Source organism: Paenibacillus sp., assembly GCF_048976745.1.
Lineage (GTDB): Bacteria > Bacillota > Bacilli > Paenibacillales > Paenibacillaceae > Paenibacillus.
Map to the genome: position 1 here is coordinate 1,430,134 of NZ_JBHGUU010000006.1, position 26,301 is coordinate 1,456,434.

Consider the following 26,301-nt stretch of genomic DNA (forward strand, 5'->3'; position numbering starts at 1 on the left):
GCTGCGACTCATCCGGATTGCATCAGTTTACAGGCTCAAGTGTGATCCTGCGATAAATGTCCATATATTCTTCAGCAGAGACGTTCCAGCTGTATTCCCCGCTCATTGCATTTTTCACAATTTTCTTCCAATGTTCTGGCTGTTTGTAGATCTCCTCAGCACGTCGAATGGTATTCATCATGTCATGTGCATTAAAACTTGTGAATGAGAAACCATTCCCTTCTCCAGTATACTCATTGTATGCCTGCACCGTGTCGTTCAGACCGCCTGTTTCCCTTACGAGAGGCACACTACCGTACCGCAGAGCCAGTAGCTGACTAATACCACATGGTTCAAACCTCGATGGCATCAGGAAGATATCACTGCCTGCATAGAAGCGGCGGGATAACCCGTCATTAAACGTGATCTGAGCAGACATTTTGAGCGGATAACGGTTAGCGGCTTCACGGAACCAGTGTTCATACATAGGCTCTCCTGTTCCCAATACCGCGAATTGAATATCATCATAGTACAGCAATTCATCCAGGATTCGGCAGACCAGATCAAGCCCCTTAGAGTCCACGAGCCTTGTCACCATCACCATGAGAGGTACATCGGGACGAACAGGAAGTCCAAGTTCCTTTTGCAGCTCAATTTTGTTCTCCGTTTTCTTGGACAGACTTGTTCTGTATTTCACTGGAATTTTGGTATCCGTTGCCGGATTGTAACTCTTGGTATCAATTCCGTTCACAATCCCGCTGAAACGATCTCCAAGTGAACTTAGCAATCCGTCCAAGCCGTATCCATAATACGAGGTTTGCACCTCCTGTGCATATGTCGGGCTTACGGTTGTCACATGGTCAGCATACACAATTCCTGCTTTCAAGAAATTGACATTCCCGTAATATTCGGCTCCATCCACGGTGAAATATCGATCGTCCAGTTCAAGTATTTCACTGAATAACTCATGCGGGAATACCCCTTGGTACAACAAGTTATGTATGGTGAATACCGTTCGCATCTCACTATAGAATGAATCGTGTCTGTAATGGGCTTCAAGTAGCAAAGGAATCATTCCCGCATGCCAGTCATGACTGTGCAGCACGTCAGGCTTGAACTCAATCTGGGGCAACACTTCGAGCACTGCACGGTTGAAGAAGGCGAAACGCTCGCCATCATCCATATATCCGTAAACCCCGTCACGCCCAAAATAATATTCATTATCCACAAAATATACAGGAATCCCATCATGAACCAGCATCTCAATTCCACAATAGGGTCTGCGCCAGCCAAGAGGTACATCCGTTGTAATTACGGGCTGTAACGCATCTTTGTATTCATTGGGAATCCCCTTGTATTTAGGCATAATCACCCGCACATCTGCCCCGCTCTTCTTCAATGCAAACGGGAGAGCACCGATTACGTCAGCAAGGCCTCCTGTTTTGATAAATGGATGTACTTCAGCAGCAGCAAATAGAATATTCATGCCTTTGTCCTCCTCTTCGGTTTCAGCGTGTTGTTTTCCTTTTTATTCTTCGTTTTTGGACTGACGGAAGTTATGCTCACAGGTGATTCATCCGTTTTCCGACGCGAGTTCTTTTTTAGAATCACGACACTCAGCGGAGGCAAAACTAATTCGAGACTATGCGGATGCCCATGAAAAGGAATCTTTTCGGTAGACACCTGCATATCATTAGTTATGCCTGATCCGCCGTAATCGGAATGATCACTGTTCAGTACTTCGGTATACATACCGGGACGCATGACACCAATCCGGTAACGCTCCCGCTTGACCGGCTGAAAGTTAATGAGCACAAGGAGTGTATCCGCAGGTTTTTTTCCTTTGCGTACATATGAAATGACACTCTGGTCCTGATCATCCGGAGTGATCCATTCATAACCGTCCAAGGAATGATCAAGCTCCCACAAAGCTTTTTCGCTCAAGTACAGGTTAGACAGCTCACGCTCAAATTTATGCAAATTGCGGTGACTGTCATAATCCAGCAAGAACCAGTCCAGTTGATCCTCATCCTTCCATTCGATGAACTGGCCAAAGTCTCCACCCATAAACAACAGCTTTTTACCTGGGAAAGTCATAAAATAGCCCAGAAAAGCACGCATGCCGGCAAATTTCTGCTCATAGGTTCCTGGCATCTTGTCGAGGAGCGACTTTTTGCCATGAACAACCTCGTCATGAGACAGAGGTAGCACATAATTTTCAGCAAAGGAGTATACGACCGGGAAAGTCAGCAAATGATGTTTGGAAGGACGCTCATGAAAATCAGATTCCATGTAATCAAGCGTATCATTCATCCAGCCCATGTTCCACTTGTAGTTGAAACCCAGACCACCTTCATCAACAGGTAAAGTCACCATTGGCCATGCACTTGATTCTTCAGCCATCATCAATGCATAAGGAAAATACTTGAACACCGTCTTATTCAGCTGCTGCAAAAAAGCTACAGCTTCCTTGTTTTCAAGACCACCTTCATCATTGGTACGGTATTGTCCTGGTTGCTTCTCAAAATCAAGCCGAAGCATACTTGTGACCGCATCAACACGAAGTCCGTCAAAATGATACATCTCCATCCAATATAATGCATTGGAGATCAGAAATGAACGAATTTCAGGTTTCGAGTAATCAAAGCTGAGTGTACCCCAGCCTGGTTTCTCTGCTAACATCGGATCTGCATACTCATACAAAGGCGTACCATCAAACATACGCAACCCATGAGCGTCTTTGGCAAAATGTGCAGGAACCCAATCCAGCAATACGCCAATCCCAGCCTGATGTAGTGTATCCACCAGGTACATCAGATCTTTCGGATGCCCATAACGACTGGTTGGCGCGTAAAAGCCTGTGTTTTGGTATCCCCACGAAAGGTCATATGGATGCTCACTGAGGGGCATCATCTCAACATGTGTATATTTCATTTCTAATAAGTAAGGCACGAGCAAATCAGCTATCTCGCGATAACTATAGAGGCTTCCGTCTTCTTTACGCTTCCAGGTTCCCATGTGCATTTCGTAAATATGTAGAGGTTTGTTATACATGGCACGTTGTTTGCGTCTCCAGGCTCCATCATTCCATTTATACCCTTCGATTGAACTGGTGACAGAAGCTGTCTGAGGTCGAACCTCCGCTTGAAACGCATATGGGTCCGCTTTGAGCAATTCTGTGCCATCTTCCGTTAGTATACGGAACTTGTATAAAGTTCCTTCACTGATTTCCGGAAAAAAACGACTCCAAAATCCTGATTCGGGTATCTTATATAAAGGTTCCTTTTCGCCTTTCCATTCATTGCGGTCCAGAGCCAGTCCTACTTCTGCAGCATTTGGTGCCCATACGGTAAAGCGATACCCCTGACGGCCATCGCAAGTCTCAGGCTGCGCGCCCAACATTCGATAACTGTGATGAAGGTTACCTTCATGAAATAAATAAATATGCTCCGGCAATATGTCCGGGTGTGCTAACGGTTGAATGGCCAAGAGATCACCTTCTTCTCAAGAAAATAGATATAACAGTTACCATTACCCCATTCTAGCCAAGTTGAAAAGAAAAATGCGGTGGTTTAGAAAATGTTGTCTTTTTTCTGAATTTTTACAGTAACAATAGTTTCAATTGCTCTACTTTGCGTTAATGATGTACTACAATGCACAATATTTTGGGAGGGAAACGATTATGTTTAATAAAGATTGCATCGCTATGCTGTTGGCGGGAGGAGAAGGGAAGCGATTAGCCCCTTTAACCTCGAGTATCGCAAAACCCGCTGTACCGTTTGGCGGGCACTACCGGATCATCGATTTTCCTCTCAGTAACTGCGTAAACTCAGGGATCGATACTGTAGGAGTATTGACGCAGTACCAGGCGGAATCGTTACACGATCATATCGGTGGAGGAGAACCATGGGGACATGGCAACTCAAGTGAGGCAGGAATTTCCTTACTTCCATCTTATCATACAGGAAATGACGAATACTTGGGAACGGCGGATGCTATTTATAAAAATATCGACTATATTGATCAACAAAACCCCGAAAATGTTCTAATTTTGTCGGGTGACCATATTTATCATATGAATTATCGTGATATGTTGGAGGCTCATCAGGCTAATAATGCCGCAGCAACGATTTCAGTTATGGAAGTTCCATGGGACGAAGCACATCGCTTTGGGATTATGGCTGCTGATGCTGATCTGCGTGTAACAGAGTTTGCAGAGAAACCGGCTGAACCGAAAAGTAATCTGGCTTCAATGGGCATTTACATGTTCAAATGGGAGTACCTGAAGCGCCATCTCATCGAAGATGCCGCTAATCCTGAGTCCAGCCATGACTTCGGTAAAGATGTTATCCCTCAAATGTTGAACGAAAACAATCCCCTCTTTGTCTATAACTTTAATGGGTATTGGAAAGATGTAGGTACAGTTAAAAGTCTGTGGGATGCACATATGGATCTGCTCTATAACGAGGAAGACTGGAGTCTGCAAAAAGAAAACTGGCCAATGTTTACTCGTGGCTGGCGCTCCAAGCCAAGTGCTTACAAAGCCAGACATACTAAGATCGAACAGGCAACTTCCATGATTCACGACTCTTGTGGCATCGAAGGTCGCGCAGAACGTTCCGTTATCTTCTGCGGTGCTGAAGTAGGTAAAGGTTCTGAGGTTAAAGACAGTGTTGTTATGCCTAATGCACGTATAGGCCGTGGGGTTCACATCGAACGCGCCATCATTGGTGAAGGTGCGATTATCAAAGACGGTGCAATTGTGAAGGGTACAGCGGATGAAATCGTTGTTGTTGGACCGAACGAGATCGTCTCTGCCAAACCGGCAGTCCGTACGCAACCCGTTCGCATGTTGAAAGAAGTGTATGAGAAAAGTGGGCGCTTGCGCGCTGGTGAACTTTCTTCATAATGAAATAATGAAAAAGACATTAACTAAAAGGCGAGCCTTCGATGGCTCGCCTTTTTTTGTGTTGATATGTTTTTTTGTAATGAAGCGTATCATTCGATCGATATCGCAGAAATTTTTATGCAACCTTAAGACTTTTCTGGATCCAATTTTACATCACTTGCTGATTGTTCTTCAGAAACGGCAGTATCACCAGACTGCATTACAGATTCCTCTCTACCCATCTCCTCAGCCACAGCCGGTAACGTGACCGTAACCAATGTACCCGAACCAAGTTCACTCTGCATTGTGATGGTTCCCTCATGCAGTTCTACCAGTTCTTGCGTAATCGCAAGTCCCAGTCCCGTTCCTCCATTTTGATGATTGACCTGAAAGAAGCGGTCCCGTACTTTGATGAGGTGCTCTTCACTAATTCCAATACCGGTGTCTTGAACAGCTGCAATGATCTGACCATTCTCCTCTTTGACGGACAAGAAGATCCAGGAATTCTCATGTGAAAATTTGATCGCATTATCCACAATGTTTAAGAAGACTTGTTTTAGTCGATTGCCGTCTCCATGGACATTATAAGCTCGCGTCTCGTCCGTTTCCAACTTCAGATGAACCTGTTTTTGTTCCGCTTTGGCCCAGACATTCAACATCGTTTCCTGCACAATTTCACGTATGTTGACTGTTCCTTTAACCAGCTTCATCTGATTCTGCTGCAATTTGGAGAAATCCAGCATCTCTTCGACAAGTCCAATCAGTCGTTCGGTTTCTTTGGAAATGATGCCCATGCCGATACGGGTTTCTTCCGGATCATAACCGCCTGAGTCCAGAGTCTCGCTCCAGCCCTTAATACTGGTTAGAGGTGTTCTTAATTCGTGTGAGATCGAAGAGATAAAATCATCCTTGATCTGATTACTGCGAACAATCTCATGTGCCATGAAGTTAAGTGTTGATGCCAATTCGCCCAGTTCGTGCTTATAATTCCCTTTAACCCTGACATCAAGCCGTCCTCTGGCCATTTGGGCAGATACTGCAGTGATGTTGTTAATTGGACGTACAATGGAATTCGCCATACCAATACTGATGATCAAAACTATAGCAAGCACCCCAACGCCGACCGCAGCGGCAAGTAGTCCCATGTTCAACAGCTTTGAATTCACATCTTCGAGTGATGTCAGATAACGAATAACGTAAGTATTTTCGCCGCCCAGATCAAACTTGTGTGAAACGGCCATGACGGATTCTCCAGTACCTGGTTGTCTTCCAATCCAGCGTCCCATATCCCCATTCAGAGCCTGCATAATATCACTGGTTTGCAACACAGCGCGGTCAGATTCAAAAGCAGTTGAACTCGCCAATACGCGCCCGTTCAGATCCAAAATTTCCAATTCAGTATTGGATAATGCCAAATTCACAATCAATCTGGACAGATTATTGCCATCTTCCGTGTTATTCTCACGAGCGATCGGTTCAAAAAAGTCCTTCGAATTGGAAATGTGGGTACTAATCGTATTGTAGATACTTTCATAATAGTACCTTTGCACTGCCAACATAAATACGAATTCGACCAACAGCAGAGCAAGAAAAACTACAAAGAAATAATGTAGTACGATCTGCCGTGTAATGCCTTTTTTAATCATTGCTCCCGGCCCTTCCATTTGTACCCGTGACCCCATACAGTCTGCAGGTATTCGGGCTCGGAAGGATTATTCTCAATTTTTTGACGTAAACGACGAATGTTAACATCCACAATTTTGGGATCACCCATGTACTCTTTTCCCCATACATGATCTAACAATACATCGCGGCTGAGCGGTGTATTTTCTTTTTCCAAGAAAAACTGAATCAAGGAAAACTCCGTTGGAGTCAATTCAATGGCTTCATTCTGTTTCTTGAATTGCTTCGAGATCAGATCCAGTGAAAATGGCCCAGACTGGAACGTAACCTTTGCCGCGGTTTCCCGATGCACGTTCACTCGACGCAATAAAGACTGAATACGCGCAATCAACTCTGTAGGGCTGAAAGGCTTGCTTACATGATCATCTGCACCAACGGAAAGTGCGTACACTTTATCCTGTTCCTGAACTTTCGCGGTCAAAAAGATGATGCCCAAGCGTTCATTGGTTTCACGGATCCGTCGACACACCTCGAATCCATCAATACCTGGTACCATCACATCCAGCAGAGCCAGATCAATATCCGGTACCGTCTGCAGTATGCGAAGCGCTTCATGACCGTCACCCGCTTCAAGCACTTCAAATCCGTTTCTCTTTAAATTAATCACAATAAAACTGCGGATGGATTCTTCATCCTCAAGAATAAGTACTTTACTCATTAAGTTCTCCCTTTCTATTCAGCTGGGAAGTATTGCTCAGTGCATCTTTACCCGCCTCTGATTGTGCTACTCGTGAAGCAATAACCCGATCTTTGGTACGCGTAATTTCCTTCCAGCTTTTACCCTTCTCCTGTTCCCACTTGGAAAGGGTGAAATATTTGATCTCTGCCACGGTTTCGTCCGTATCAATCATTTTGAATCGAATATATTTTTCCTTTTCCGATTTGGTATCAATAGTGATCTTACCGTACCACTCTGGCTTGAGGTTTAGATGAAATAAATCAGCATCATCCCGGAATTGGAACGATACAAATTTCTTGCTGTCTTTGCCATCCCATTGGTAATAGGTATAAAACCACAACCTGGAGTCAAAAACGTAATGCTCCCAACCTTTTGGAGTCTCTTTAAGCCCAAACTCAATAATACCATCATTATTAACATCACCGCTTAAAATTTTGTCATCTCTATACGTTTGATCCGGTGATTTGAAAGCATTCACTAACTTATTTTCCTTAACATACATAATTTGCGAGAAGGAGCTTCGATCATCCAGCTCAGCATCCAGTACAATCCCCATCTGTCCTTCGGCGATCTCTCCACCCAGAGCATTATAAACTTCTTTAACTGTATAGTCGGTCTGCACGCGATCAACTTCTTTGAAGCTGCCATCTTCGTATTGGTATAACGCAATCGTTGCAAAACCGCTGTTGTTCAGCGAAATGATAACAAAATCACTCTTACCATCTCCACTCAAATCCAGCGTGTTCCCCTGCGCATCATCAATAATATATTGATTATACGGAACTCCACCCAAGACCTGCTCCAGTGCCCCGCCTTTGTAGGAATATGCAGTCAGGGCCTTCTGCTCCTGCAGACTTACACCAAGAATAATATCCGGATTTCCGTCATTCGTGATATCCAGTACTTTAAAGGATTGCAGCTCATTTCCCGGCACATCAAATGTAAGCTTTTTAACCCATGTACCTCCCTGCTCTTCCAAAATCATGCCATGGATTCGTACATTCTCATTCGGCGTCTCATAAAAAACAATCGCTTCACGAGTCCCATCTCCGTTCAGGTCTTCCACTCGAATCATGCTGGTATTATTCATATCCTTGGGACGAATCAACGTGCTCTCTGGCGGCAGTTTAACCTGAACCACGTTATACAGTTTTTCCTTATCGGTGGACATCATTGGTTTTCTCATCAAACCCTTGGGGTCACTTATGACTGTGCATCCGCTCAGAACAGAACCAAGCATAATGGCCATAGTTCCTGCTGCAATGAAGCGTCCCCATCGTGAATTAAACAATCTCATCACTCTTTTCAATAGTTTAAATCTGGTTTTTTTCTTGCTGTGTCAATCTTCGTCCACGAATATCAAAAGCAATCTTGCCTTCTGCCAATCCCCAGATCCGCGTGGCATGTTTCTCAGCAAGTTCAATAGGCAATACTGCAATGACCGTTGCGCGTTCTTCTTCACATAATTTGCGCAACGTTTCCAGCACGGAATCTGCTGTGTGGGGGTCAAGACCAATCACTGGTTCGTCGGCCAGTACCACTTTGGCACCATGAGCAAGTGCTCTTGCAATGGCAACACGCTGCTTCTCTCCACCACTAAGCTTCTCTGCTATTTGATGTGCTTTATCGAGTAATCCCAATCCTTCGAGATAATCCATAGCACCCATATAATCATCGGAACGGACCATACCGGTTACCATTCTCCATACGGGAGTCTGTCCCGATCGTCCGATTAATACATTTTTAAGAGCCGTACGTCTGGGAAATAATTCTGGATTCTGTTCCAAGTATGCCCATTCCCGTTTAATTTTTCTTTTTCCGGACCAGCCTTCTTTCAAAATCTCGGCACCATCCACCGTAAATCGGCCGGAATCCCATTTTTCCATCATGGCCAAACATTTAAGCAACATGCTTTTACCGCTACCGCTTGAGCCAACTACAGCTATCATCTCACCTTGTTGCATATCAAATCGAATATCCCGTAGAACGGGAACGCGGTCCACGCCAACGGATTTACTCAAGTTCTCTACTCTGATCATCGCGATGTCTCCTCTTGTCCATGTTTTTCCCTACCACTAGTGTACTCGGAAATGGACATCAATTTCCATGCGAACACCAGCTTCTATTTTAACACAGATTCGAACTCAGGTTTACGACGAAATAATATACCTGCCACCCCGAAAAGAAGGTACATGATTCCAAGCAAGGTGAACATGCTTCCGGGTGAAATCCAGTTGATCATCTGACCACCCAGATTTGGGCCGATAATGCTTCCGATCGTGAAATGAAAGGATGCCACCACGTTAGCTGCAGGCAGCAACACTTTAGGCAAAATATCTGCGGCATAAGCCAGACCCAGTGAGAAAAAAGAACCGACCAGGCCACCTGCGATGGTTAACAATACAAGTGTCCACCAAAAGTGCGTACCTGCAACGGGAACCAGCATAAAGATGATTCCCCCACATATGCCGGCAAACATTAATATCTTCTTACGCCCATATCGGTCACTCAACATTCCCAGAGGCAACTGAAGGAACAAACCTCCAATACCGATAAACGGAAGCAATGATGAAATCTGATTGGTATCGAACCCAATACGCAGGCCATACACGGGGAAGTTACTATTCATGCCAGCCTCCATGTATCCGTATAAAAGTGCTGGCAACAGTGCATACCAGGCCCATGCCATACTGCGACGGAAGCGACGTTCCGGCAGCTGACCATGCTCTGCTTTTTCCGGTTTCGTATCCGGAAGCTTCATTAATACCAGTATCAGTACTGCTGCGATACATATGAACAAAACCCAGAAAGGGACAGCATCACCGAAACCAAGCAACTTGATTCCCAGCGGACCAATACTGAATCCCAGACCGTAGGACATGCCATATAATGATATGTAGCGTCCACGCTTTTCAGGTGCAGTAACAAGCAGCACCCAGAGCTGGGCCGCATAATGTAGTGCGCTGTCTCCTATTCCAACGATTAAACGCAAAATGAACCATATTTTAATATCCGGTAAATAAGGAAACAGGATTAAAGGCACCATGACCAATAACAGGCCGCCTACAATCAGCTTTTTGAACCCCAATGCACCCAGTAATCGCTCCGCAACTAATGTCATGGCAAATGAGCCAATGTACAACGCGGCGGCGTTTAATCCGTTTAAACCTGGTGAAACCCCTTTTTGCTCCAAAAAAATCGAAAGCACAGGCAGCAAAAGCCCCTGGCTTATGCCCGCCACCACAATAACTGTAATCAGAATAAGATAGTTGGCTGTCGAATGTGATAGTCTGGGACGAGTAATCGATGACACGAATTCATTCCTCCTGCGAGCACACAAAGAAAAATCGCCATCACTGACGACTTTTGTATGTTATACATATCGTTTTGAACTGCTATCCATAGATCGGGGCTTGCCCCGGACTTGAACATTATAGTGGACAACGCCCTGCAAAACAAGCCATAATAGTAGTTAAGTCGCTGCGTACATTTAGATGTGACGGGAGGATTCTGCAACATTATGGCTTATCATGTGAAAATTGATGTTTCACCGATATATGAAATGCTTAACAGCTTTCTGGTTTATGTCACAAAAAAATGGATTCAGCATCTGGATATTGGTCCTGAATGGATTCAGGAAGTGGAAGGCACACTAAGTTCCAATGTACGAGCTGCGCTCGCACCTGCTGCTACTTGGCCTTTTGATGATTTTGATGTTTTGTTTGCATGGGCAGCATATCAAAATGATACATCCGAGAATCGTGATTTCCTGGACATGCTTGCCGGAATGACAGCGGAAGACCTGTATGCACGTGTGTCTTCTCTACTGCCCGCTCTTACAATAGAAGAATCTACGCGCATTCGGAACAGTTATGTCCCATTATTGCGACTATGGGATGAACACTACTGTCAGAATATGAGCGAAGATCAGCGTGTATGGCTGGAAGAAGATGCCGAGGAAAAACGCATTTTGCTTGATAAAATGGGCCCTGAATTGCTTATTGAATATGCTACAGCAGGTGTGCTCGTTGAACCGATGCCTGGACTGAACGAAGTCATCCTGTTTCCAACGGTACACAATCGTCCGATTAATATGTACTGCTTCTATGAGGGTATGATGATTATGCAATATCCCGTAGATGCACCTGAGGAGAATGAAGACCAGCCGCCAACATGTCTTTTACGTTTCACGCATGCACTGGCTGATCCCGAAAGACTTCGTCTGCTTCGTTACGTATCGGATGAACCCAAGTCTCTCGCTGACATGTGTGAAGAATTGGATAAAGACGAAGATACCGTCAAGGATCAGGTGATGGCGTTACGCATTGCAGGTCTGCTACGAACCCATCTGCTCGGAAGTAACCGTAAAGAGAAATACAGTATTCGCCCAGATGGCGTATCTGAATTGAATATGTTTCTGGAATCTTACATTCGCATATAATTTAGTTGCACCATTGCGGAGTTGCTGGCTACAAGGAGTGAGTTAGATCATGAAATTAATGAAACAACATATTTTGTTTGACCTTGATGATACACTCGTATATTGCAACAAGTATTTCAACCTCATTCTGGGAGAATTCTTTGAGAATATGCAGGAGTGGTTTGATGGACATGCTCTGACAACGCAAGAGATTCGCGAAAAACAACTGGAGATCGATGTAACCGGAGTGAACAAGCTTGGCTTTGCAAGTCATCATTTCCCGCAATCCCTGATTGATACCTATCGTTACTTTTCCAGAAAGTTCGCCAGATCAACTTCTCCCAGAGAAGAATCTTATCTGAGCAAGTTGGGCATGAGTGTGTACGATCAGGAGGTTGAACCCTACCCTCATATGGTCGAAACACTTGAGAACCTCAAAGGTGCTGGACATTCCCTCTACTTATATACCGGCGGTGAAACCGTGATCCAGCAACGGAAGATTGATCAGATGAAGCTCTCGGCTTATTTTGATGATCGGATCTATATCCGACAACACAAAAACATTGAGGCATTGGAAGGCATTCTGTCTAACGGTCCGTTTGATCGTCGTGCAACATGGATGATCGGTAACTCACTGCGGACAGATATTATGCCCGCGGTAAAAGCCGGAATTCACAGCATATACATCAAACAGCCGAATGAGTGGCAATACAACATCGTGGAACTTCAGCCTAATCCGGAAACATCGATGTATACCATCACTGCCCTGGAAGAGGTACCGAAGGTCATACACGAAAATATACAACAGCAGCAACAGAAAAGGACCCTTGGATAAGGGTCCTTTTCCTTTATGATGACCAAGATCAAGCATCCTGCTTTTCGCCAGATAACTTGCCTGTTACCACGTCCTGCAAAATAATGCGTGCTTTCACCGTACTCCCGTCTTTTCGTTTGAACGATAGTACCTGGGTACTCCCCTTCTCAATCAGCGATTTTAACATCGTACTGGTGATTTTCTTACCCGCATACTCTTTCCAGACTACAAACGAGCAGCCTTCCTTGAAACGTGAGCAGCCATAGCCCTTCTTGCCCTCTATAATCTGACCTGTACAGCCGGGTGAAGGACAAGGTGCCAGCAATTCTCTTACTCCCGATGAGCTCCCACTTGAGGACGTCGCCTTGGTGATCGTACTTTTCCCACTGCCAGCTCTCGATGAAGATGCTGAAGTCTGACGGGACGTTTTTACAGTTGAACCGCCACTAGCTGTCTTGACAGATGTCCCCGTATTGCCTGCTTGGGTTCTGGCTCCCTTGCCTTTCCCTCTGCCTGCACGAGAATCTTCTCCAAAAGCATCTGCCGGTGCCGGAGCTTGCACACGTACTTTCTCAATGATGGACAACGTGAATTTCTTAACGTTCTCCATGAACTTGTCCTGCCCCGCCTCACCTTTGGAAATCTGATATAACCTTCTTTCCCATTGGCCGGTCATCTCTGGTGAGGTTAACAGGTCTACGCCTGCTCGACGAATCAATTCGATCGCCGTTCTGCCTTTGAGCGTTAACTGCATTTTTTTCCCCTGGAGCGTAATGTAACCTACGTTTTTGAGGCGCTCAATTGTTGCTGCACGTGTAGCCGGAGTACCCAAACCACTGTCTTTCATCGCATCTCGCAGCTCTTCATTCTCGATCTGCTTGCCTGCACTTTCCATCGCCTTCAGCAATGTTCCCTCGGTATAACTTTTGGGAGGCTGGGTCGCCTTCTCCTTGAACTCACTCTTCGTACATTGAACAGGCAATTCAGGTTGCACACTAAAAGCCTTGTCTGTCCACTCTTCGGCTTCCTCTTCTTCATTGCCGTTTTTCTTGGTCTTTTTCTTGCCTGCACCGCCCTGTTCCTGATCTCCTGAACCAAGCACCACTTTCCATCCAAGGGACAGCAGCTCTTTGACAGATGTCTTAAACTGATGTTTCTCCACTTCGGTGAACACGGTATGTTGTTTATACTCCGCCGGAGGATAAAAGTGAGACAAGAAACGCCTTACAATCAAATCATAGATGTTCTGTTCATCCTTGGATAAGGTACCTGGTCGCTTTAAAGTAGGTAAAATCGCATGGTGATCTTCAACCCTGCTCGGATTACATACCCCTTTATTATTTTTATGAACAAGCTCTGGCTTGGCCCCTTGCGCAAGCTCACTATAGGTACCATTTTTAAGCAGGTTTAGCGTTTTGTGCATTCCTTCAATATTCTGTTCTGTAACATAGTTGGAGTTGGTCCGCGGATACGAAATCACCTTGTGTTTCTCATACAAGGCCTGCGCGATATCCAGTGTTTTTTTGGCACCATATCCGAACTTGGCATTGGCTTCACGCTGTAAAAGGGTCAGGTCATACAAACGATATGGATACTCCTTCGTCTGCTTCGCTTCGTATTTGGTAATCTGCCCTGTCTTGCCCTTCACACTGGCTGCAATAGCCTCTGCTGCTTCCGCATCGGTCAACTTGTCTCCCTGACGCAGTCCCCGGTACTCCACACCCTCCTGCCGAAACCAGGCGGCCACTTCATAAAAGGTCTGTGACTGGAACGCTTCAATCTCTATTTCGCGATCGTAGATTAGCGCAAGTACCGGTGTTTGCACACGGCCTACAGACAACAATGCATTATGGCGGGTTGTAAATGCCCGTGAGGCGTTCATGCCGATCAGCCAATCGGCTTCACTTCTGGCGCGAGCAGCGTGGGTCAAATTTTCAAATTCAGAGGCATCCTTCAGACCATCAAAACCACGTCTAATGCTCTCTGCCGTCAAATCCGATATCCACAAACGTTTTACTGGCTGACGCAGCTTCAATTGCTGTTGTATGAGGGCGAAGATGTACTGCCCCTCTCTCCCTGCATCGCAAGCATTAACGATCGCTGAAGCCCGTTTCGCCAGTTCTCCGATCATTTTGAGCTGATCTTTCGTCCTCGGATTGGGTACAATCTTGAACTGATCGGGGATGATCGGCAGGTCCGCTATGTTCCATCGCTTGTACTTTGTATCATAGGCATCCGGTTCAGCCAGTCCAAGCAAATGCCCTATCGCCCAGGTGATGATGTAATGCTCACCTTCCAGATACGTGCGATTGTTCTTGGCCTTTGGTTCTATGACGGCGGCAATGGTTCGACCCATATCGGGTTTTTCCGCTATAACCAGTGTCTTCATCCGTCCATCTCTCCTCCTTCACCGTCCGCATGACGGCAAAAAGGGGCATTCCGCCGACGGAAGCCCCTTGCTTCTGAAACTTATTATATCAGATTTTGGATTCGGGAGCACCTTCCCGAAATGAATTATCCTGCTGCCTGTTCTTTTAATACATGCTTTTGTCTGCACTCTTTGCATACCCCTTGGAAATCCAGACGATGATCTGTAACAGCAAAACCATACTGACGCTCGATCTGTTGTTCCAAACGAAGCAGACCATCTTCCATAATCTCTTCTACTTTACCACATTCTGTACAGATCAAATGATGGTGATGATGGGAACCGTCTGTACTTCGCAGATCAAAGCGTGCAGCACCATCGCCAAAGTTAATCTTTTCAACGACCTGCAGATCACTCAGCAGTTCGAGAGTTCGGTATACGGTAGCCAATCCAATCTCAGGGAACTGTTCCTTAACCAGAAGAAATACTTCCTCTGCGCTAAAATGATCCTTTTCATGTTCAAGCAATACACGAACCGTAACTTCCCGTTGTTGTGTTAACTTATATCCTTTATCAACCAATTGATTTTTAATGTGAAAGATCTGTTCTGAAATGGACTTGTCCCGGTTACTTGCCATAGCAGGTCGCACCTCCGGTTTATATTCATTTTAATTTTACTAATATCGTACCGATTCACGGCTTCAGTTAATCCTTATTTATAATGATTATAATTTAATAATAAATCTTTATCACTTAAAAAGCAATGCTATTGCTCACACTTGCATGAAATATGTAGTCAAACTGGTTAAAATAACAACAAACAACCCTCGCTGATCGCGAAGGTTGTCAGTTATATCCTAATCTATACTTTATACCAGAACCGAAGCACCCATCAAGTATTTGTCCACTTCACGAGCAGCCTCACGGCCTTCATTAATCGCCCATACAACCAAGCTTTGACCACGACGCATGTCACCTGCCGCAAATACTTTATCCACATTGGTGTTGTATTTGCCGTAACGTGCCTTAACGTTTGTGCGACGATCTGTTGCAAGTCCCAGTTGCTCTACCAACGTTTGTTCCGGTCCGTCAAAACCAATGGCAATCAAGGCCGTCTGAGCCGGGAATACACGCTCTGTACCTGGAATCGGCTGATAAATCTTGCGACCAGTCTCATCCACAATACGCTCGATCTGTACGGTATGCAATTCTTTGAGGTTCCCCTCATCGTCTCCGACAAATTTCGTTGTCATGATGGAGAATTCACGCGGATCTTGACCAAACAACGCTTTGGCTTCCTCTTGTGCATAATCAAGTGTGTATACGTTCGGGAATTGCGGCCATGGGTTGTTAATGCGATCACGCTCCATCGGCGCTTGTGTATGCGTACCGAATTGAGTAATCGTACGACAACCATGACGTAGCGATGTAGCTACACAGTCAGATCCTGTATCACCGCCACCAATGACGATAACATCTTTATCCTTGGCGGACAGGTATTGACCATCTTCCAGATTGGAGTCCAGATAACTCTTAATACTGCCATTCAGGAAATCCATAGCGTAATGAACGCCTTTCAACTCGCTGCCTTCAATATTGAATTCACGCGGCTTCGTTGCACCACCGCACAATACAACAGCGTCATATTCATCCACCAGTTGTTGCGCAGGAATATCTTTACCGATCTCGGTGTTCGTAATGAATTGGATACCTTCTGCTTCAAGCAGATCAACACGACGTTGAACTACATTTTTATCCAATTTCATCGTTGGGATACCGTACATCAGCAATCCGCCAACACGGTCCGAACGCTCATATACCGTTACCGAATGTCCTGCTTTATTCAATTGAGCCGCAGTAGCTAATCCAGCTGGACCGGAGCCTACCACAGCTACACGTTTACCCGTACGTTTTTCAGGAGGTTCCGGAACGACCCATCCTTCTTCGAAACCTTTTTCAATAATGGCTTCTTCAATCGTTTTGATGGTTACAGGCTGACCGATTAAACCAACTGTACATGATCCTTCGCAAGGAGCTGGACAGACGCGACCTGTAAATTCCGGGAAATTATTCGTTTTGTGAAGGCGCTCAAGTGCTTCTCTCCACAGTCCGCGATATACAAGATTATTCCATTCCGGAATCAAGTTATGCACGGGGCAACCTGACGTGCCGCCAGTCATATCTATACCTGTATGGCAATACGGGGTACCACAATCCATGCATCGTGCACCTTGTGTTCTGAGTTCTTCTTCTGCCATATGTTTATGAAACTCTTCCCAATCCTTGATCCGCTCCGCTGGCTCACGATCCGCTGGCAGTTGACGTTTGTATTCCATAAATCCAGTAGGTGTAGACATCTTACGTTTTCCCCCATCCGTTCTTGTCTTAATCCCTTCATCTGCATGGTTCTATATGAAATGGATTACTCATTACTTGAGTTTTTGTCTATTGTATCACAAAATCTTCTCGAAGATATTTCAATTATAGTAGCATTTACTGTGCTGAATATTAAATGGATTATCCGCATAATTATTTGTATTTTATACATCATATCTTTGAAGTCTCCCCATGGTCAATACCCTTATTTTGGTCTTAAATATGGTTTATATCTGCGAATCCTGGTGTGGGTTAAAGGAATAAAAGATCAAAACGTCATATAAATGTCAGATAATTTGTCATGGAATTCAACGTATTTTGCTTCACATCGTTCATATTTCCGAATATTAGACCTGTTTTAGGACTTCACAACGTTAAAACCCCAAGTCTTTTACACTTTTTTACTGTTTAATGCTAGGTCACTGTATATTATACATAAACATCAATCAATCATGTTATATTTATGTAATATATATTCAGATCCAAACAAGTGACTTCTTTTTTTATAAAAGAAAAGACGCTGTTCACGAATATTTCGCAAACAGCGCCTCTCATCATACAAATACAACCGAAGTCAGGATTTTCTTTTACCTCTTTTACCGTTTACGTTCATAAAATTCAAATGTATATGCGTGGACATTTTTTTCATCCTGTTCGCCTTCAATCTGTTCAATCAGTTCCCACTCCGACCAATCCACTTCGGGAAAAAACGTATCTCCCTCAAAATTCTCATGAATTTTGGTCACCACAAGACGATCTGCAAGTGGCAAGAACTCGCGATACACTTGGGACCCCCCAATTACACATAGTTCCTCACCTTTGGTTACGCTCAGCCCTTCTTCAATCGTATGTACGATTTCAGCCTGTTCCACCTTGTAGTTCAGATCTCTTGTCACTACGATATTACGCCTCTGAGGAAGCGGCTTGCCGCCAAAAGATTCCCACGTGTTACGCCCCATAATAATCGTTTTGTTTAACGTACGTTGTTTGAAAAAGGCCATATCCTTGGGTAAACGCCATGGAATCGAATTATTCAATCCGATCACACCGTTCTCTCCCATTGCCCATACCAATTCAATACTCAAGGGTAATACACTCCTTCAATCCAAGTCTCTTATTCGAGATTGAACACGTAATTAGACTGCAATTGGAGCTTTAATGCCCGGATGATGCTGATAGTTCTCAAATTCGAAATCTTCAAACTTATAATCAAAAATAGAATCCGGCTTACGCTTGATTACCAGCTTAGGTAAAGCATAAGGTTCACGCTCCAGCTGAGTTTTAACCTGATCAACATGGTTAGAGTAGATGTGAACATCCCCTCCAGACCAGATGAACTCACCCACCTCAAGATCACATTGCTGGGCAATCATATGAGTCAAGAGTGCATAACTCGCGATGTTGAATGGCAACCCAAGGAACGTATCCACGGAACGCATTGTAAGCATACAAGATAATTTACCCTCTGCAACATAAAACTGAAACGCGAAATGACAAGGTGGAAGCTTCATATTGTTGATCTCAGCCACATTCCATGCGCTGACAAGGTGACGACGGGAATCCGGATTATTTTTGATTGAATCAATAACTGCAGCGATCTGATCAATTTTTTCTCCGTTTGGTGCTTCCCATGTGCGCCACTGCGAGCCATATACCGGTCCAAGATCTCCATTCTCGTCCGCCCAGTCGTCCCAGATCTTCACACCGTTTTCTTTCAGATAAGATATATTCGTATCGCCACTCAAAAACCATAACAGTTCATGAATAACCGATTTGAGATGAATTCGTTTGGTTGTTACCAGCGGAAATCCTTCGGAGAGATCATAACGGAGTTGTCTGCCGAATACAGATTGTGTCCCTGTGCCCGTACGATCTCCTTTATGCACGCCATTGTTCAGAATATCCTGTAATAGATCGAGATAGTTTTTCATGTTGTTATCTCCTCGCACTTTTTTTCATCCTAACCCAAAGAATAATTACACTTACTACTCCGCTGACAGAACAATCTTCCGATCGCTGTTATCCCCAGATTTTTTGATTTCTTTTTCCAAAGGTAAATTCCGGGGATAAAGGCGAACACTACGTTTCTTCAGGTTTTTTCTGTCCTCTACGTTCTCGTGTAAAAAGGGTTGTTTAGCTTAAATACTACCATACATAGACCGTGATTGGCTTGGAGCCACATCATGGCTGATCATTAGTACAGTGTACCACAATTGAGTTGTTGGATAAAATCAATTCAATGAAACTTTTGAGCTTGAAACTTTTCATCACATCATATTCACTAGTATCTGGAACTTCTTGAACTTCTCTGCTTTTGCTCAGAAAAAAGAGACGAATAACGCGTTAGCGTCATTCGTCTCTTCTGATTTACGTATAATGCCGGACGAATCCGAAGCTTAGACGATCTTAACGGGAGATGATGTGGATCGGGTGACCCATAACCAATTCCGCAGCTTCCATCACGATTTCGCCCAAAGTTGGGTGAGCGTGAATTGTAAGAGCCAGATCTTCCAAAGTAGCGCCCATTTCAATTGCCAAACCAAGTTCAGCAATCAAGTTGGAAGCTTCCAGACCTACGATTTGGCAACCCAATACAAGGCCGCTTTCTTCGTCAGCTACGATTTTCACGAAGCCTTCAGCGTGGTTCAAAGATACAGCACGGCCGTTACCCGCATAAGGGAATTTGCCTGCTTTTACTTTGTAACCTTTTTCTTTAGCTTCTTTTTCAGTGTAACCTACGCTGGAACACTCTGGATCTGTGAATACAACAGCTGGCATACATTTGTAGTCAACTACAGATGGTTGTCCTGCGATTGCTTCAGCAGCCACTTTACCTTCGTAAGAAGCTTTGTGTGCCAGAGCCAAACCAGATACGATATCACCAATTGCAAAGATGTGAGGGATGCTAGTACGGCCTTGGTGGTCAACTTTAACGAATCCACGCTCGTCAACGTCTACACCGATCAGGTCCAGACCAAGCTCACCATCTGTGTTTGGACGACGTCCAACAGTTACCAGCAGGTAATCTGCAGTAACTTCTTTGGATTCACCATTTACAGAATATTTAACAGTTACGTCTTTGTCAGTTTGCTCAGCACTTTCTGCTTTTGCACCCGTAACGATTTCAATACCTGTTTTCTTCATGTTTTTAGCCACGAGACTAGTCATGTCTTTATCGAAACCTGGCAGTACTGTATCCAAACCTTCGATAATTGTTACTTTTGCACCGAATTTGGAGTACATTTGACCAAGCTCAGCGCCGATATATCCGCCACCGATAACGATCATGCTTTTTGGTACTTCAGGCAAGTTCAGAGCTTCTGTCGAAGACAGAATGCGTCCGCCAAACGGGAAAGGTTTCAGTTCGATTGGACGGGAACCTGTTGCAATAATTGCATTTTTGAATTTGTAACGTGGAGACTCGTGATCATTGAATACACGAGCTTCGTTTTCGTTGATGAACATGCACTCACCGTTGAAAACTTCAACTTTGTTGCCTTTGAGCAAACCAGCTACGCCGCCAGTCATTTTCTTAACAACGCCGTTTTTGAATTCTTGAGTTTTGCTGAAGTCCACTTTTACGTTCTCAGCAGAGATACCAAAAGCTTCACCGTGAAGTGCAGACTCATATTGGTGTGCAGCAGAGATCAGGGCTTTGGATGGAATACATCCACGGTTCAAACAAACACCGCCCAGTTCGGATTTGTCTACGATCAATACGCTTTGGCCCAATTGAGCAGCGCGGATGGCAGCTACATAACCGCCAGGACCCGCACCAATTACTAATGTGTCGATATTTAGAGAAGCGTCGCCTACTACCATATCTTACACCTCCATAACAAGCAGCTCAGGGTTAGCGAGCAGCTGTTTAATGTAATTCATAAAGTTTTGTGCTGTTGCGCCATCGATGATACGGTGGTCAAAGCTCAGAGAAAGAGCCATTACAGGTGCTGCAACTACTTCGCCGTTTTTGATCACTGCTTTTTCGCTGATGCGTCCTGTTCCGAGAATAGCAACTTCAGGGAAGTTGATGATTGGAGTGAAGAACATACCGCCAGCAGAACCGATGTTACTGATGGAAATTGTGCTTCCTCTCATTTCATTCGCGCTCAATTTGCCGTCACGGCCACGAGCTGCCAGATCACGGATAGAATCAGCGATCATCCAGATGGATTTACGATCAGCGTCTTTGATAACAGGAACGATCAGGCCGTTGTCTGTATCTGTTGCGATACCGATGTTGTAGTATTTTTTGTAAACAATTTCGTTAGCTTCTTCATCAATCATAGCGTTCAGAGCCGGGAATTGGCGGGAAGCCGCAACCAGTGCTTTAACGATGAATGGCAGATAAGTAACTTTTGTTCCTTTTTTCTCAGCAATTGGTTTCATGCGAGTACGGAAAGCAACCAATTCAGTTACGTCCACTTCGTCCATGATTGTAACGTGAGGTGCTGTGTAAGCCGATTTAACCATTGCATTAGAGATCGCTTTACGGATACCTTTGAATGGTACGCGCTCTTCTTCAAGGTATTGATCAGCTGCTGCCGCTGCTGGTGCTGCGGATTTTTTTTCTTCTTTAGCCGGAGCTTCGGAAGATGCCGCTGCGGAAGAACCGCCACCGTTTTTGAAGGATTCAACATCTTCTTTAGTAACTTTACCATTGTTGCCAGTGCCGTTAACCTGAGCGATGTCTACACCTTGTTCGCGAGCAAATTTACGCACGCTTGGAGTTGCCAAAACGTCCTTGGCAGGTACTGCTGGAACGCTGTTGTTGCCGCCTTCTTTAGCTGCATCCGAGCTGGAAGCTGCTGCAGAAGAACCGCTAGTATCAGCTCCACCTTGAGCTGCATCTTTCTCTTGCTCGCCTTGATCGCCAGCAGGAGCGTCGTCTTGCTCAGGAATTTCACCTTCTGCATCAATGATCGCTACAACTTCACCAACGTGGCAGATTTGGCCGTCTTTAGCAAATACTTCTGTAACTGTTCCGTTAACCGGACAAGGTACTTCTACTACCGCTTTGTCGTTTTGTACTTCCATGATGATATCGTCGTCAGTTACTTTATCACCGACTTTGATGTGCATCTTGATGATTTCACCTTCGTGTAGGCCTTCGCCTAGTTCAGGGAATTTATATTCAAATTTAGCCAACTGAAAAACCTCCTTGATTATGTGCTCAATCCTGAAAACAACCCTTAACTCCAAGAACCAACTGTTACTGCTAATGCAAATAACTGTTACTCAAGGGGCTAATGGCTGTTTACAGTGCAGCCTGCGCTGCGGTGTGAATCACCATACTGCGCCTTGCGGCATGTCAGATGATTAAATTAGAAATTTACGACTTTATTAACCGCAGCAACGATACGTGCCGGGTTAGGCAGCCATGTATCTTCGATTTGTGCAAAAGGATATACAGTATCCGGACCAGCTACACGCAGAACCGGTGCTTCCAAGTGCAGGATTGCTTTTTCATTGATTTGGGCAATGACTTCAGCCGCAACACCTGCGCTCTTTTGAGCTTCCTGTACAACAATTGCACGGTTTGTTTTCTTAATAGAAGCAACGATGGTATCGATGTCGATCGGGCTAACCGTACGAAGGTCGATAACTTCAACTTTGATTCCTTGTTTTTCGAGTTCCTCTGCTGCTTTCACAGAAGTGTGAACCATCATACCGTAAGTAATGATAGTTACATCGGAACCTTCACGAACAACGTTCGCTTTACCCAATTCAACAACGTAATCTTCTTCAGGCACTTCTGCACGGAAAGCATGATACAGGTTCAAGTGCTCCATGAAAAATACAGGATCGTTATCGCGAATAGAAGCGATCATCAGACCTTTTGCATCATATGGGTTAGAAGGAACAACTACTTTGATACCTGGTGTTTGCGTGAGCAGACCTTCCAGGGAATCTGTATGCAATTCTGCCGCTTTTACACCGCCACCAAATGGTGTACGGAATACGATTGGAGAATTGTATTTTCCACCAGAGCGGAAACGCATACGAGCAGCTTGCACTACCATTTGGTCAAGGGCTTCGAAGATAAAACCAACGAATTGGATCTCAGCAACCGGACGGAAGCCTTGTACACCCAGACCTACAGCCAGACCACCAATAGCGGACTCAGCTAGTGGTGTATCAAATACACGCTCTTCGCCAAACTCTTTTTGCAGACCTTCCGTTACACGGAAAACGCCGCCTACATTACCTACGTCTTCACCGAAAAGCAGAACGTTAGGATCACGTTTCAACTCCACGCGAAGCGCATCACGGATTGCTTCTTTCATGTTCATTTGTGCCATTTGCTTCATTTCCTCCTTAAACATTGACAGTTCACATTTGAATTCGTACATGTATACCGGGACATTAAAGTCGCGGATGTTTATGCTTTATCGGAAAAAACTTATTGGAAATCAGCTTTTTGCTCTTCCAAGTGCTTAGGCGTTTGTTCGAACATGCTGTCGATCAAGCCTGAAATCGTCATTTTCTCGGTTTTTTCCGCTTTTTTGATTTCTTCATTTACTTTAGCTTTTGCTTCTTCTTTCACACGTGCTGTATCTTCTTCAGTCCAAAGACCTTTTTTCTCCAGATATTTAGCAAAACGTGCGATAGGATCTTTAGCAGACCATTCTGCCTCTTCTTCTTTTGTACGATACTTGGAAGCATCATCCGAAAGGGAGTGAGGACGGAAACGGTATGTTACTGCTTCGATCAATGTTGCGCCTTCTCCGTTACGTCCACGCTCAGCAGCTTCCTGAACAGCTTTGATAACAGCGAAGATGTCCATACCGTCAACTTTAACACCTTTGATACCTGCTGCTACCGCTTTGTGAGCGATGGACAGAGCTGCTGTTTGTTTAGCAAAAGGAGTTGTGATGGCATAACCATTGTTTTGTACGAAGAAGATAACAGGCAGTTTGTATACACCAGCGTAGTTCAGACCTTCATAGAAGTCACCTTCAGAAGAACCACCATCACCTGTGTACGTGATAACAACTTGTTTTTGTTTCTTCAGTTTGTAACCCATAGCGATACCCATTGCATGCAGAATTTGTGCACCAATGATGATTTGTGGCATCAATACATTAACGCCATCTGGAATTTGTCCACCATGTTGGTGTCCACGGGAGTACAAGAATGCTTGATAAAGAGGAAGTCCATGCCATACGAGTTGCGGAATGTCACGATAGCCAGGACATACAAAGTCTTCTTTTTCAATTGCAAATTCACTACCAACCATTGTAGCTTCTTGACCAGATACTGGAGCATAGAAACCAAGACGACCTTGACGGCCCAGGTTTACTGCACGGTCATCCCAAGTACGGGTAAATACCATGCGGTACATAATTTCTTTTAATTGATCATCGGAAAGTGTAGGCATCATGTCTTTGTTAACAATTTCGCCGTCAGGAGACAGCACGGACAGAGCTTCTACATCCTCTGTATACACTTCATAAGGAACCTTGCTCATTTTTTTCTTCACCTCAACAAAAAATTTGAATATCAAGTTCCGCTGTTATAATATTATTATACACCTGTTTCACTCCATACGTCAAAGAAATCCGTAATTTTTTTATGTTTCCCACCGGATTGTATGTATAACAGGGGCTTAATATTGGTATAACAGCATAATACATGATTGCGTGTTTGACCTAACCCCGCACAAGGGTAATCTTACCGTATTGCGCGGTCGAATGCAAAAAATTAACCGAGAAAGGTGACGTTTTATGACGGATTCCCGCTATTTGAAACGCACGATTGTGAAGGAAGAGATTGAAAGTCGCTATCTTGGAGAGAAGCGAACGCTCCGTATTTACCTTCCTCCGGGCTATAACGAATTACTTAGCTACCCTGTCGTTTATTGTCAGGATGGCGAAGAATTTTTTAATTTCGGAAGAATTGCTACAACAGCTAACCAAATTATTCTGGACGAAGGAGCCGAACCTTTCATTATTGTAGGGGTTCAGGTCGATGTGTCTGTGAGAACGCAGGAATATGCTCCATTTGGAGAACGGTTCAAGGCATATACCGCTTGCTTCGCTGAAGAGATTATTCCCTATATAGAAGAGAAATATCCTGTGCGCCGTTCTTCGCAGGAACGCATTCTTGCCGGAGACTCGCTCGGTGGCAGTGTTTCACTTCATCTTGCTCTGTTATATCCGGATCTGTTCACACGTGTTATTAGCATGTCTGGTGCTTTCTACTCCGCTTCTCAAGAAATCTACGCTGCGGCCGAAGATCTGTCCTGGCTCTCGATCTGGATGATCGTTGGTTTACAGGAAACTGCCTTTAAAGCAGACACCGGTACGTATGATTTTGTTCAATTAAACCGGGATACGCGTGATTTGCTGGAAAAACGTGGTGCCCTCGTCTCCTATCAAGAGAAAGACGGGAAGCACCAATGGGGTTTTTGGCAGAAGGAATTGCCCGAAGCATTACTTTATTTTCTCCAGGAAAGATAAAAGGACCACATTAACAGGCGGCTGAAATGCCGCTTTTGGTTCACATCGCATTGATAACGCTTACAATTATAATCTAAAAAGAAGCAGGATATCCTGCCTGGTCGATTGCTCACTCCTGCTTCTTTGTCCAATTACAAGTTAAAATCAGGTCATGTTTATTTCATAGCTATGGAATGTTCCTTTTCAATCTTTCCTAACAGAACGTCGCAGCCTGCGTTAACCAACTCATATACCTCTTCAAAATTGCCTGTGTAATATGGGTCAGGTACTTCCCTGAGTTTTTCCTCCGGAAGCATGTCCATAAACTTGATGATTTCCGCCTCCGCTCCACCTGGAACGTTGCGTACATTGTCTGCATTTGAATTATCCATACATACAATGTAATCAAATTGAGCAAAGTCTTCGCTGGCAAATTGTCTCGCTGCCATGTTGGCATAAGAAATCTGGTACGAATCCAGCAATTTTCGAGTCCCTTCATGCGGAGGTTTACCCACGTGCCAGTTCCCTGTACCGGCAGAGTCCACACGAATCTGGTGTTCAAGCCCCTTCTCCAGGACTTTGTGACGCAGAACTGCTTCAGCCATTGGTGATCTACATATATTCCCCAGACATACAAACAAAACGTAAATCAT

Annotated in this window: 21 protein-coding genes; 4 read left to right on the top strand and 17 right to left on the bottom strand. The window is 44.6% G+C overall.

From position 1 onward, the window contains the following. Positions 1-22: 22 nt before the first annotated feature. Together glgA and glgB are read right to left on the bottom strand one after the other, a co-directional pair. Entirely contained in the window at positions 23-1,465 is a 1,443-nt protein-coding gene (glgA, locus tag ACE3K2_RS12920; protein ID WP_421890473.1) for a glycogen synthase GlgA, read from the bottom strand. Next, positions 1,462-3,468 (bottom strand): 1,4-alpha-glucan branching protein GlgB, encoded by a 2,007-nt coding sequence (gene glgB, locus ACE3K2_RS12925; RefSeq protein ID WP_421890476.1) that lies wholly within the window; start codon positions 3,466-3,468, stop codon positions 1,462-1,464. The genes glgA and glgB overlap by 4 nt, the downstream gene beginning before the upstream one ends. 193 nt (positions 3,469-3,661) lie before the next feature. Between glgB and ACE3K2_RS12930 the strand changes: the two genes are divergently transcribed. Next, positions 3,662-4,888, top strand: a complete 1,227-nt coding sequence (locus tag ACE3K2_RS12930) for a glucose-1-phosphate adenylyltransferase (protein ID WP_421890479.1) — start codon at positions 3,662-3,664, stop codon at positions 4,886-4,888. Positions 4,889-5,013: 125 nt separating this feature from the next. On the opposite strand, the gene ACE3K2_RS12935 is transcribed toward ACE3K2_RS12930, so the two are convergent. From ACE3K2_RS12935 to ACE3K2_RS12955, 5 genes are all read right to left on the bottom strand, one after another. Next, the gene (locus ACE3K2_RS12935; protein ID WP_421890482.1) at positions 5,014-6,513 is read right to left on the bottom strand and encodes an ATP-binding protein; all 1,500 of its coding nucleotides are present in this window, start codon (positions 6,511-6,513) and stop codon (positions 5,014-5,016) included. Beyond that, complete coding sequence (locus ACE3K2_RS12940) at positions 6,510-7,208, bottom strand: response regulator transcription factor (protein WP_017688086.1); 699 nt, start codon at positions 7,206-7,208, stop codon at positions 6,510-6,512. The genes ACE3K2_RS12935 and ACE3K2_RS12940 overlap by 4 nt, the downstream gene beginning before the upstream one ends. Continuing rightward, the gene (locus ACE3K2_RS12945) at positions 7,201-8,520 is read right to left on the bottom strand and encodes a hypothetical protein (protein WP_421890485.1); all 1,320 of its coding nucleotides are present in this window, start codon (positions 8,518-8,520) and stop codon (positions 7,201-7,203) included. The genes ACE3K2_RS12940 and ACE3K2_RS12945 overlap by 8 nt, the downstream gene beginning before the upstream one ends. 22 nt (positions 8,521-8,542) lie before the next feature. Further along, entirely contained in the window at positions 8,543-9,268 is a 726-nt protein-coding gene (locus tag ACE3K2_RS12950; RefSeq protein WP_036613671.1) for a phosphonate ABC transporter ATP-binding protein, read from the bottom strand. An 83-nt stretch (positions 9,269-9,351) separates the two neighbouring features. Further along, positions 9,352-10,542 (bottom strand): MFS transporter, encoded by a 1,191-nt coding sequence (locus tag ACE3K2_RS12955; RefSeq protein WP_421890488.1) that lies wholly within the window; start codon positions 10,540-10,542, stop codon positions 9,352-9,354. A 207-nt stretch (positions 10,543-10,749) separates the two neighbouring features. Between ACE3K2_RS12955 and ACE3K2_RS12960 the strand changes: the two genes are divergently transcribed. Both ACE3K2_RS12960 and ACE3K2_RS12965 read left to right on the top strand, forming a co-directional pair. Next, on the top strand, positions 10,750-11,670 hold the full coding sequence (locus ACE3K2_RS12960; protein WP_421890490.1) for an ArsR/SmtB family transcription factor: 921 nt from the start codon (positions 10,750-10,752) through the stop codon (positions 11,668-11,670). Positions 11,671-11,719: 49 nt separating this feature from the next. Beyond that, positions 11,720-12,484: an HAD family hydrolase gene (locus tag ACE3K2_RS12965; protein WP_421890492.1), complete on the top strand. Its 765-nt coding sequence runs from the start codon at positions 11,720-11,722 to the stop codon at positions 12,482-12,484. Positions 12,485-12,512: 28 nt separating this feature from the next. On the opposite strand, the gene ACE3K2_RS12970 is transcribed toward ACE3K2_RS12965, so the two are convergent. From ACE3K2_RS12970 to pdhA, 9 genes are all read right to left on the bottom strand, one after another. Continuing rightward, positions 12,513-14,852, bottom strand: a complete 2,340-nt coding sequence (locus tag ACE3K2_RS12970) for a DNA topoisomerase 3 (protein WP_421890494.1) — start codon at positions 14,850-14,852, stop codon at positions 12,513-12,515. 125 nt (positions 14,853-14,977) lie between these two features. After that, positions 14,978-15,469 (bottom strand): Fur family transcriptional regulator, encoded by a 492-nt coding sequence (locus tag ACE3K2_RS12975; RefSeq protein WP_421890497.1) that lies wholly within the window; start codon positions 15,467-15,469, stop codon positions 14,978-14,980. Between the two features lie 231 nt (positions 15,470-15,700). Continuing rightward, on the bottom strand, positions 15,701-17,188 hold the full coding sequence (locus ACE3K2_RS12980; protein ID WP_421890500.1) for a glutamate synthase subunit beta: 1,488 nt from the start codon (positions 17,186-17,188) through the stop codon (positions 15,701-15,703). A gap of 615 nt (positions 17,189-17,803) precedes the next feature. Continuing rightward, positions 17,804-18,292: a dihydrofolate reductase gene (locus ACE3K2_RS12985; RefSeq protein WP_036613663.1), complete on the bottom strand. Its 489-nt coding sequence runs from the start codon at positions 18,290-18,292 to the stop codon at positions 17,804-17,806. A gap of 51 nt (positions 18,293-18,343) precedes the next feature. Then, on the bottom strand, positions 18,344-19,138 hold the full coding sequence (gene thyA / locus ACE3K2_RS12990; protein WP_339193713.1) for a thymidylate synthase: 795 nt from the start codon (positions 19,136-19,138) through the stop codon (positions 18,344-18,346). Positions 19,139-19,613: 475 nt separating this feature from the next. Continuing rightward, the gene (lpdA, locus tag ACE3K2_RS12995) at positions 19,614-21,029 is read right to left on the bottom strand and encodes a dihydrolipoyl dehydrogenase (protein ID WP_024630356.1); all 1,416 of its coding nucleotides are present in this window, start codon (positions 21,027-21,029) and stop codon (positions 19,614-19,616) included. Positions 21,030-21,032: 3 nt separating this feature from the next. Next, entirely contained in the window at positions 21,033-22,355 is a 1,323-nt protein-coding gene (locus tag ACE3K2_RS13000) for a dihydrolipoamide acetyltransferase family protein (protein ID WP_278294640.1), read from the bottom strand. A gap of 176 nt (positions 22,356-22,531) precedes the next feature. Next, positions 22,532-23,509 carry an alpha-ketoacid dehydrogenase subunit beta gene (locus ACE3K2_RS13005; protein WP_278294639.1) on the bottom strand — a complete coding sequence of 326 codons (978 nt, stop codon included), beginning with the start codon at positions 23,507-23,509 and terminating at the stop codon, positions 22,532-22,534. A gap of 101 nt (positions 23,510-23,610) precedes the next feature. Further along, entirely contained in the window at positions 23,611-24,678 is a 1,068-nt protein-coding gene (gene pdhA, locus ACE3K2_RS13010) for a pyruvate dehydrogenase (acetyl-transferring) E1 component subunit alpha (protein ID WP_017688072.1), read from the bottom strand. Between the two features lie 256 nt (positions 24,679-24,934). On the opposite strand from pdhA, the gene ACE3K2_RS13015 reads away from it, so the two are divergent. After that, positions 24,935-25,669: an alpha/beta hydrolase gene (locus tag ACE3K2_RS13015; RefSeq protein ID WP_421890506.1), complete on the top strand. Its 735-nt coding sequence runs from the start codon at positions 24,935-24,937 to the stop codon at positions 25,667-25,669. 155 nt (positions 25,670-25,824) lie between these two features. On the opposite strand, the gene ACE3K2_RS13020 is transcribed toward ACE3K2_RS13015, so the two are convergent. Continuing rightward, entirely contained in the window at positions 25,825-26,301 is a 477-nt protein-coding gene (locus ACE3K2_RS13020; protein WP_421890510.1) for a low molecular weight protein-tyrosine-phosphatase, read from the bottom strand.

What these genes read in the sequence shown, in the direction of transcription:
- glgA (WP_421890473.1), bottom strand. Translation starts at nt 1,465, where the DNA reads ATGAATATTCTATTTGCTGCTGCTGAAGTACATCCATTTATCAAAACA.
- ACE3K2_RS12930 (WP_421890479.1), top strand. Translation starts at nt 3,662, where the DNA reads ATGTTTAATAAAGATTGCATCGCTATGCTGTTGGCGGGAGGAGAAGGG.
- ACE3K2_RS12935 (WP_421890482.1), bottom strand. Translation starts at nt 6,513, where the DNA reads ATGATTAAAAAAGGCATTACACGGCAGATCGTACTACATTATTTCTTT.
- ACE3K2_RS12940 (WP_017688086.1), bottom strand. Translation starts at nt 7,208, where the DNA reads ATGAGTAAAGTACTTATTCTTGAGGATGAAGAATCCATCCGCAGTTTT.
- ACE3K2_RS12950 (WP_036613671.1), bottom strand. Translation starts at nt 9,268, where the DNA reads ATGATCAGAGTAGAGAACTTGAGTAAATCCGTTGGCGTGGACCGCGTT.
- ACE3K2_RS12960 (WP_421890490.1), top strand. Translation starts at nt 10,750, where the DNA reads ATGGCTTATCATGTGAAAATTGATGTTTCACCGATATATGAAATGCTT.
- ACE3K2_RS12965 (WP_421890492.1), top strand. Translation starts at nt 11,720, where the DNA reads ATGAAATTAATGAAACAACATATTTTGTTTGACCTTGATGATACACTC.
- ACE3K2_RS12970 (WP_421890494.1), bottom strand. Translation starts at nt 14,852, where the DNA reads ATGAAGACACTGGTTATAGCGGAAAAACCCGATATGGGTCGAACCATT.
- ACE3K2_RS12975 (WP_421890497.1), bottom strand. Translation starts at nt 15,469, where the DNA reads ATGGCAAGTAACCGGGACAAGTCCATTTCAGAACAGATCTTTCACATT.
- ACE3K2_RS12980 (WP_421890500.1), bottom strand. Translation starts at nt 17,188, where the DNA reads ATGTCTACACCTACTGGATTTATGGAATACAAACGTCAACTGCCAGCG.
- thyA (WP_339193713.1), bottom strand. Translation starts at nt 19,138, where the DNA reads ATGAAAAACTATCTCGATCTATTACAGGATATTCTGAACAATGGCGTG.
- lpdA (WP_024630356.1), bottom strand. Translation starts at nt 21,029, where the DNA reads ATGGTAGTAGGCGACGCTTCTCTAAATATCGACACATTAGTAATTGGT.
- ACE3K2_RS13005 (WP_278294639.1), bottom strand. Translation starts at nt 23,509, where the DNA reads ATGGCACAAATGAACATGAAAGAAGCAATCCGTGATGCGCTTCGCGTG.
- pdhA (WP_017688072.1), bottom strand. Translation starts at nt 24,678, where the DNA reads ATGAGCAAGGTTCCTTATGAAGTGTATACAGAGGATGTAGAAGCTCTG.
- ACE3K2_RS13015 (WP_421890506.1), top strand. Translation starts at nt 24,935, where the DNA reads ATGACGGATTCCCGCTATTTGAAACGCACGATTGTGAAGGAAGAGATT.
- ACE3K2_RS13020 (WP_421890510.1), bottom strand. Translation starts at nt 26,301, where the DNA reads ATGATTTACGTTTTGTTTGTATGTCTGGGGAATATATGTAGATCACCA.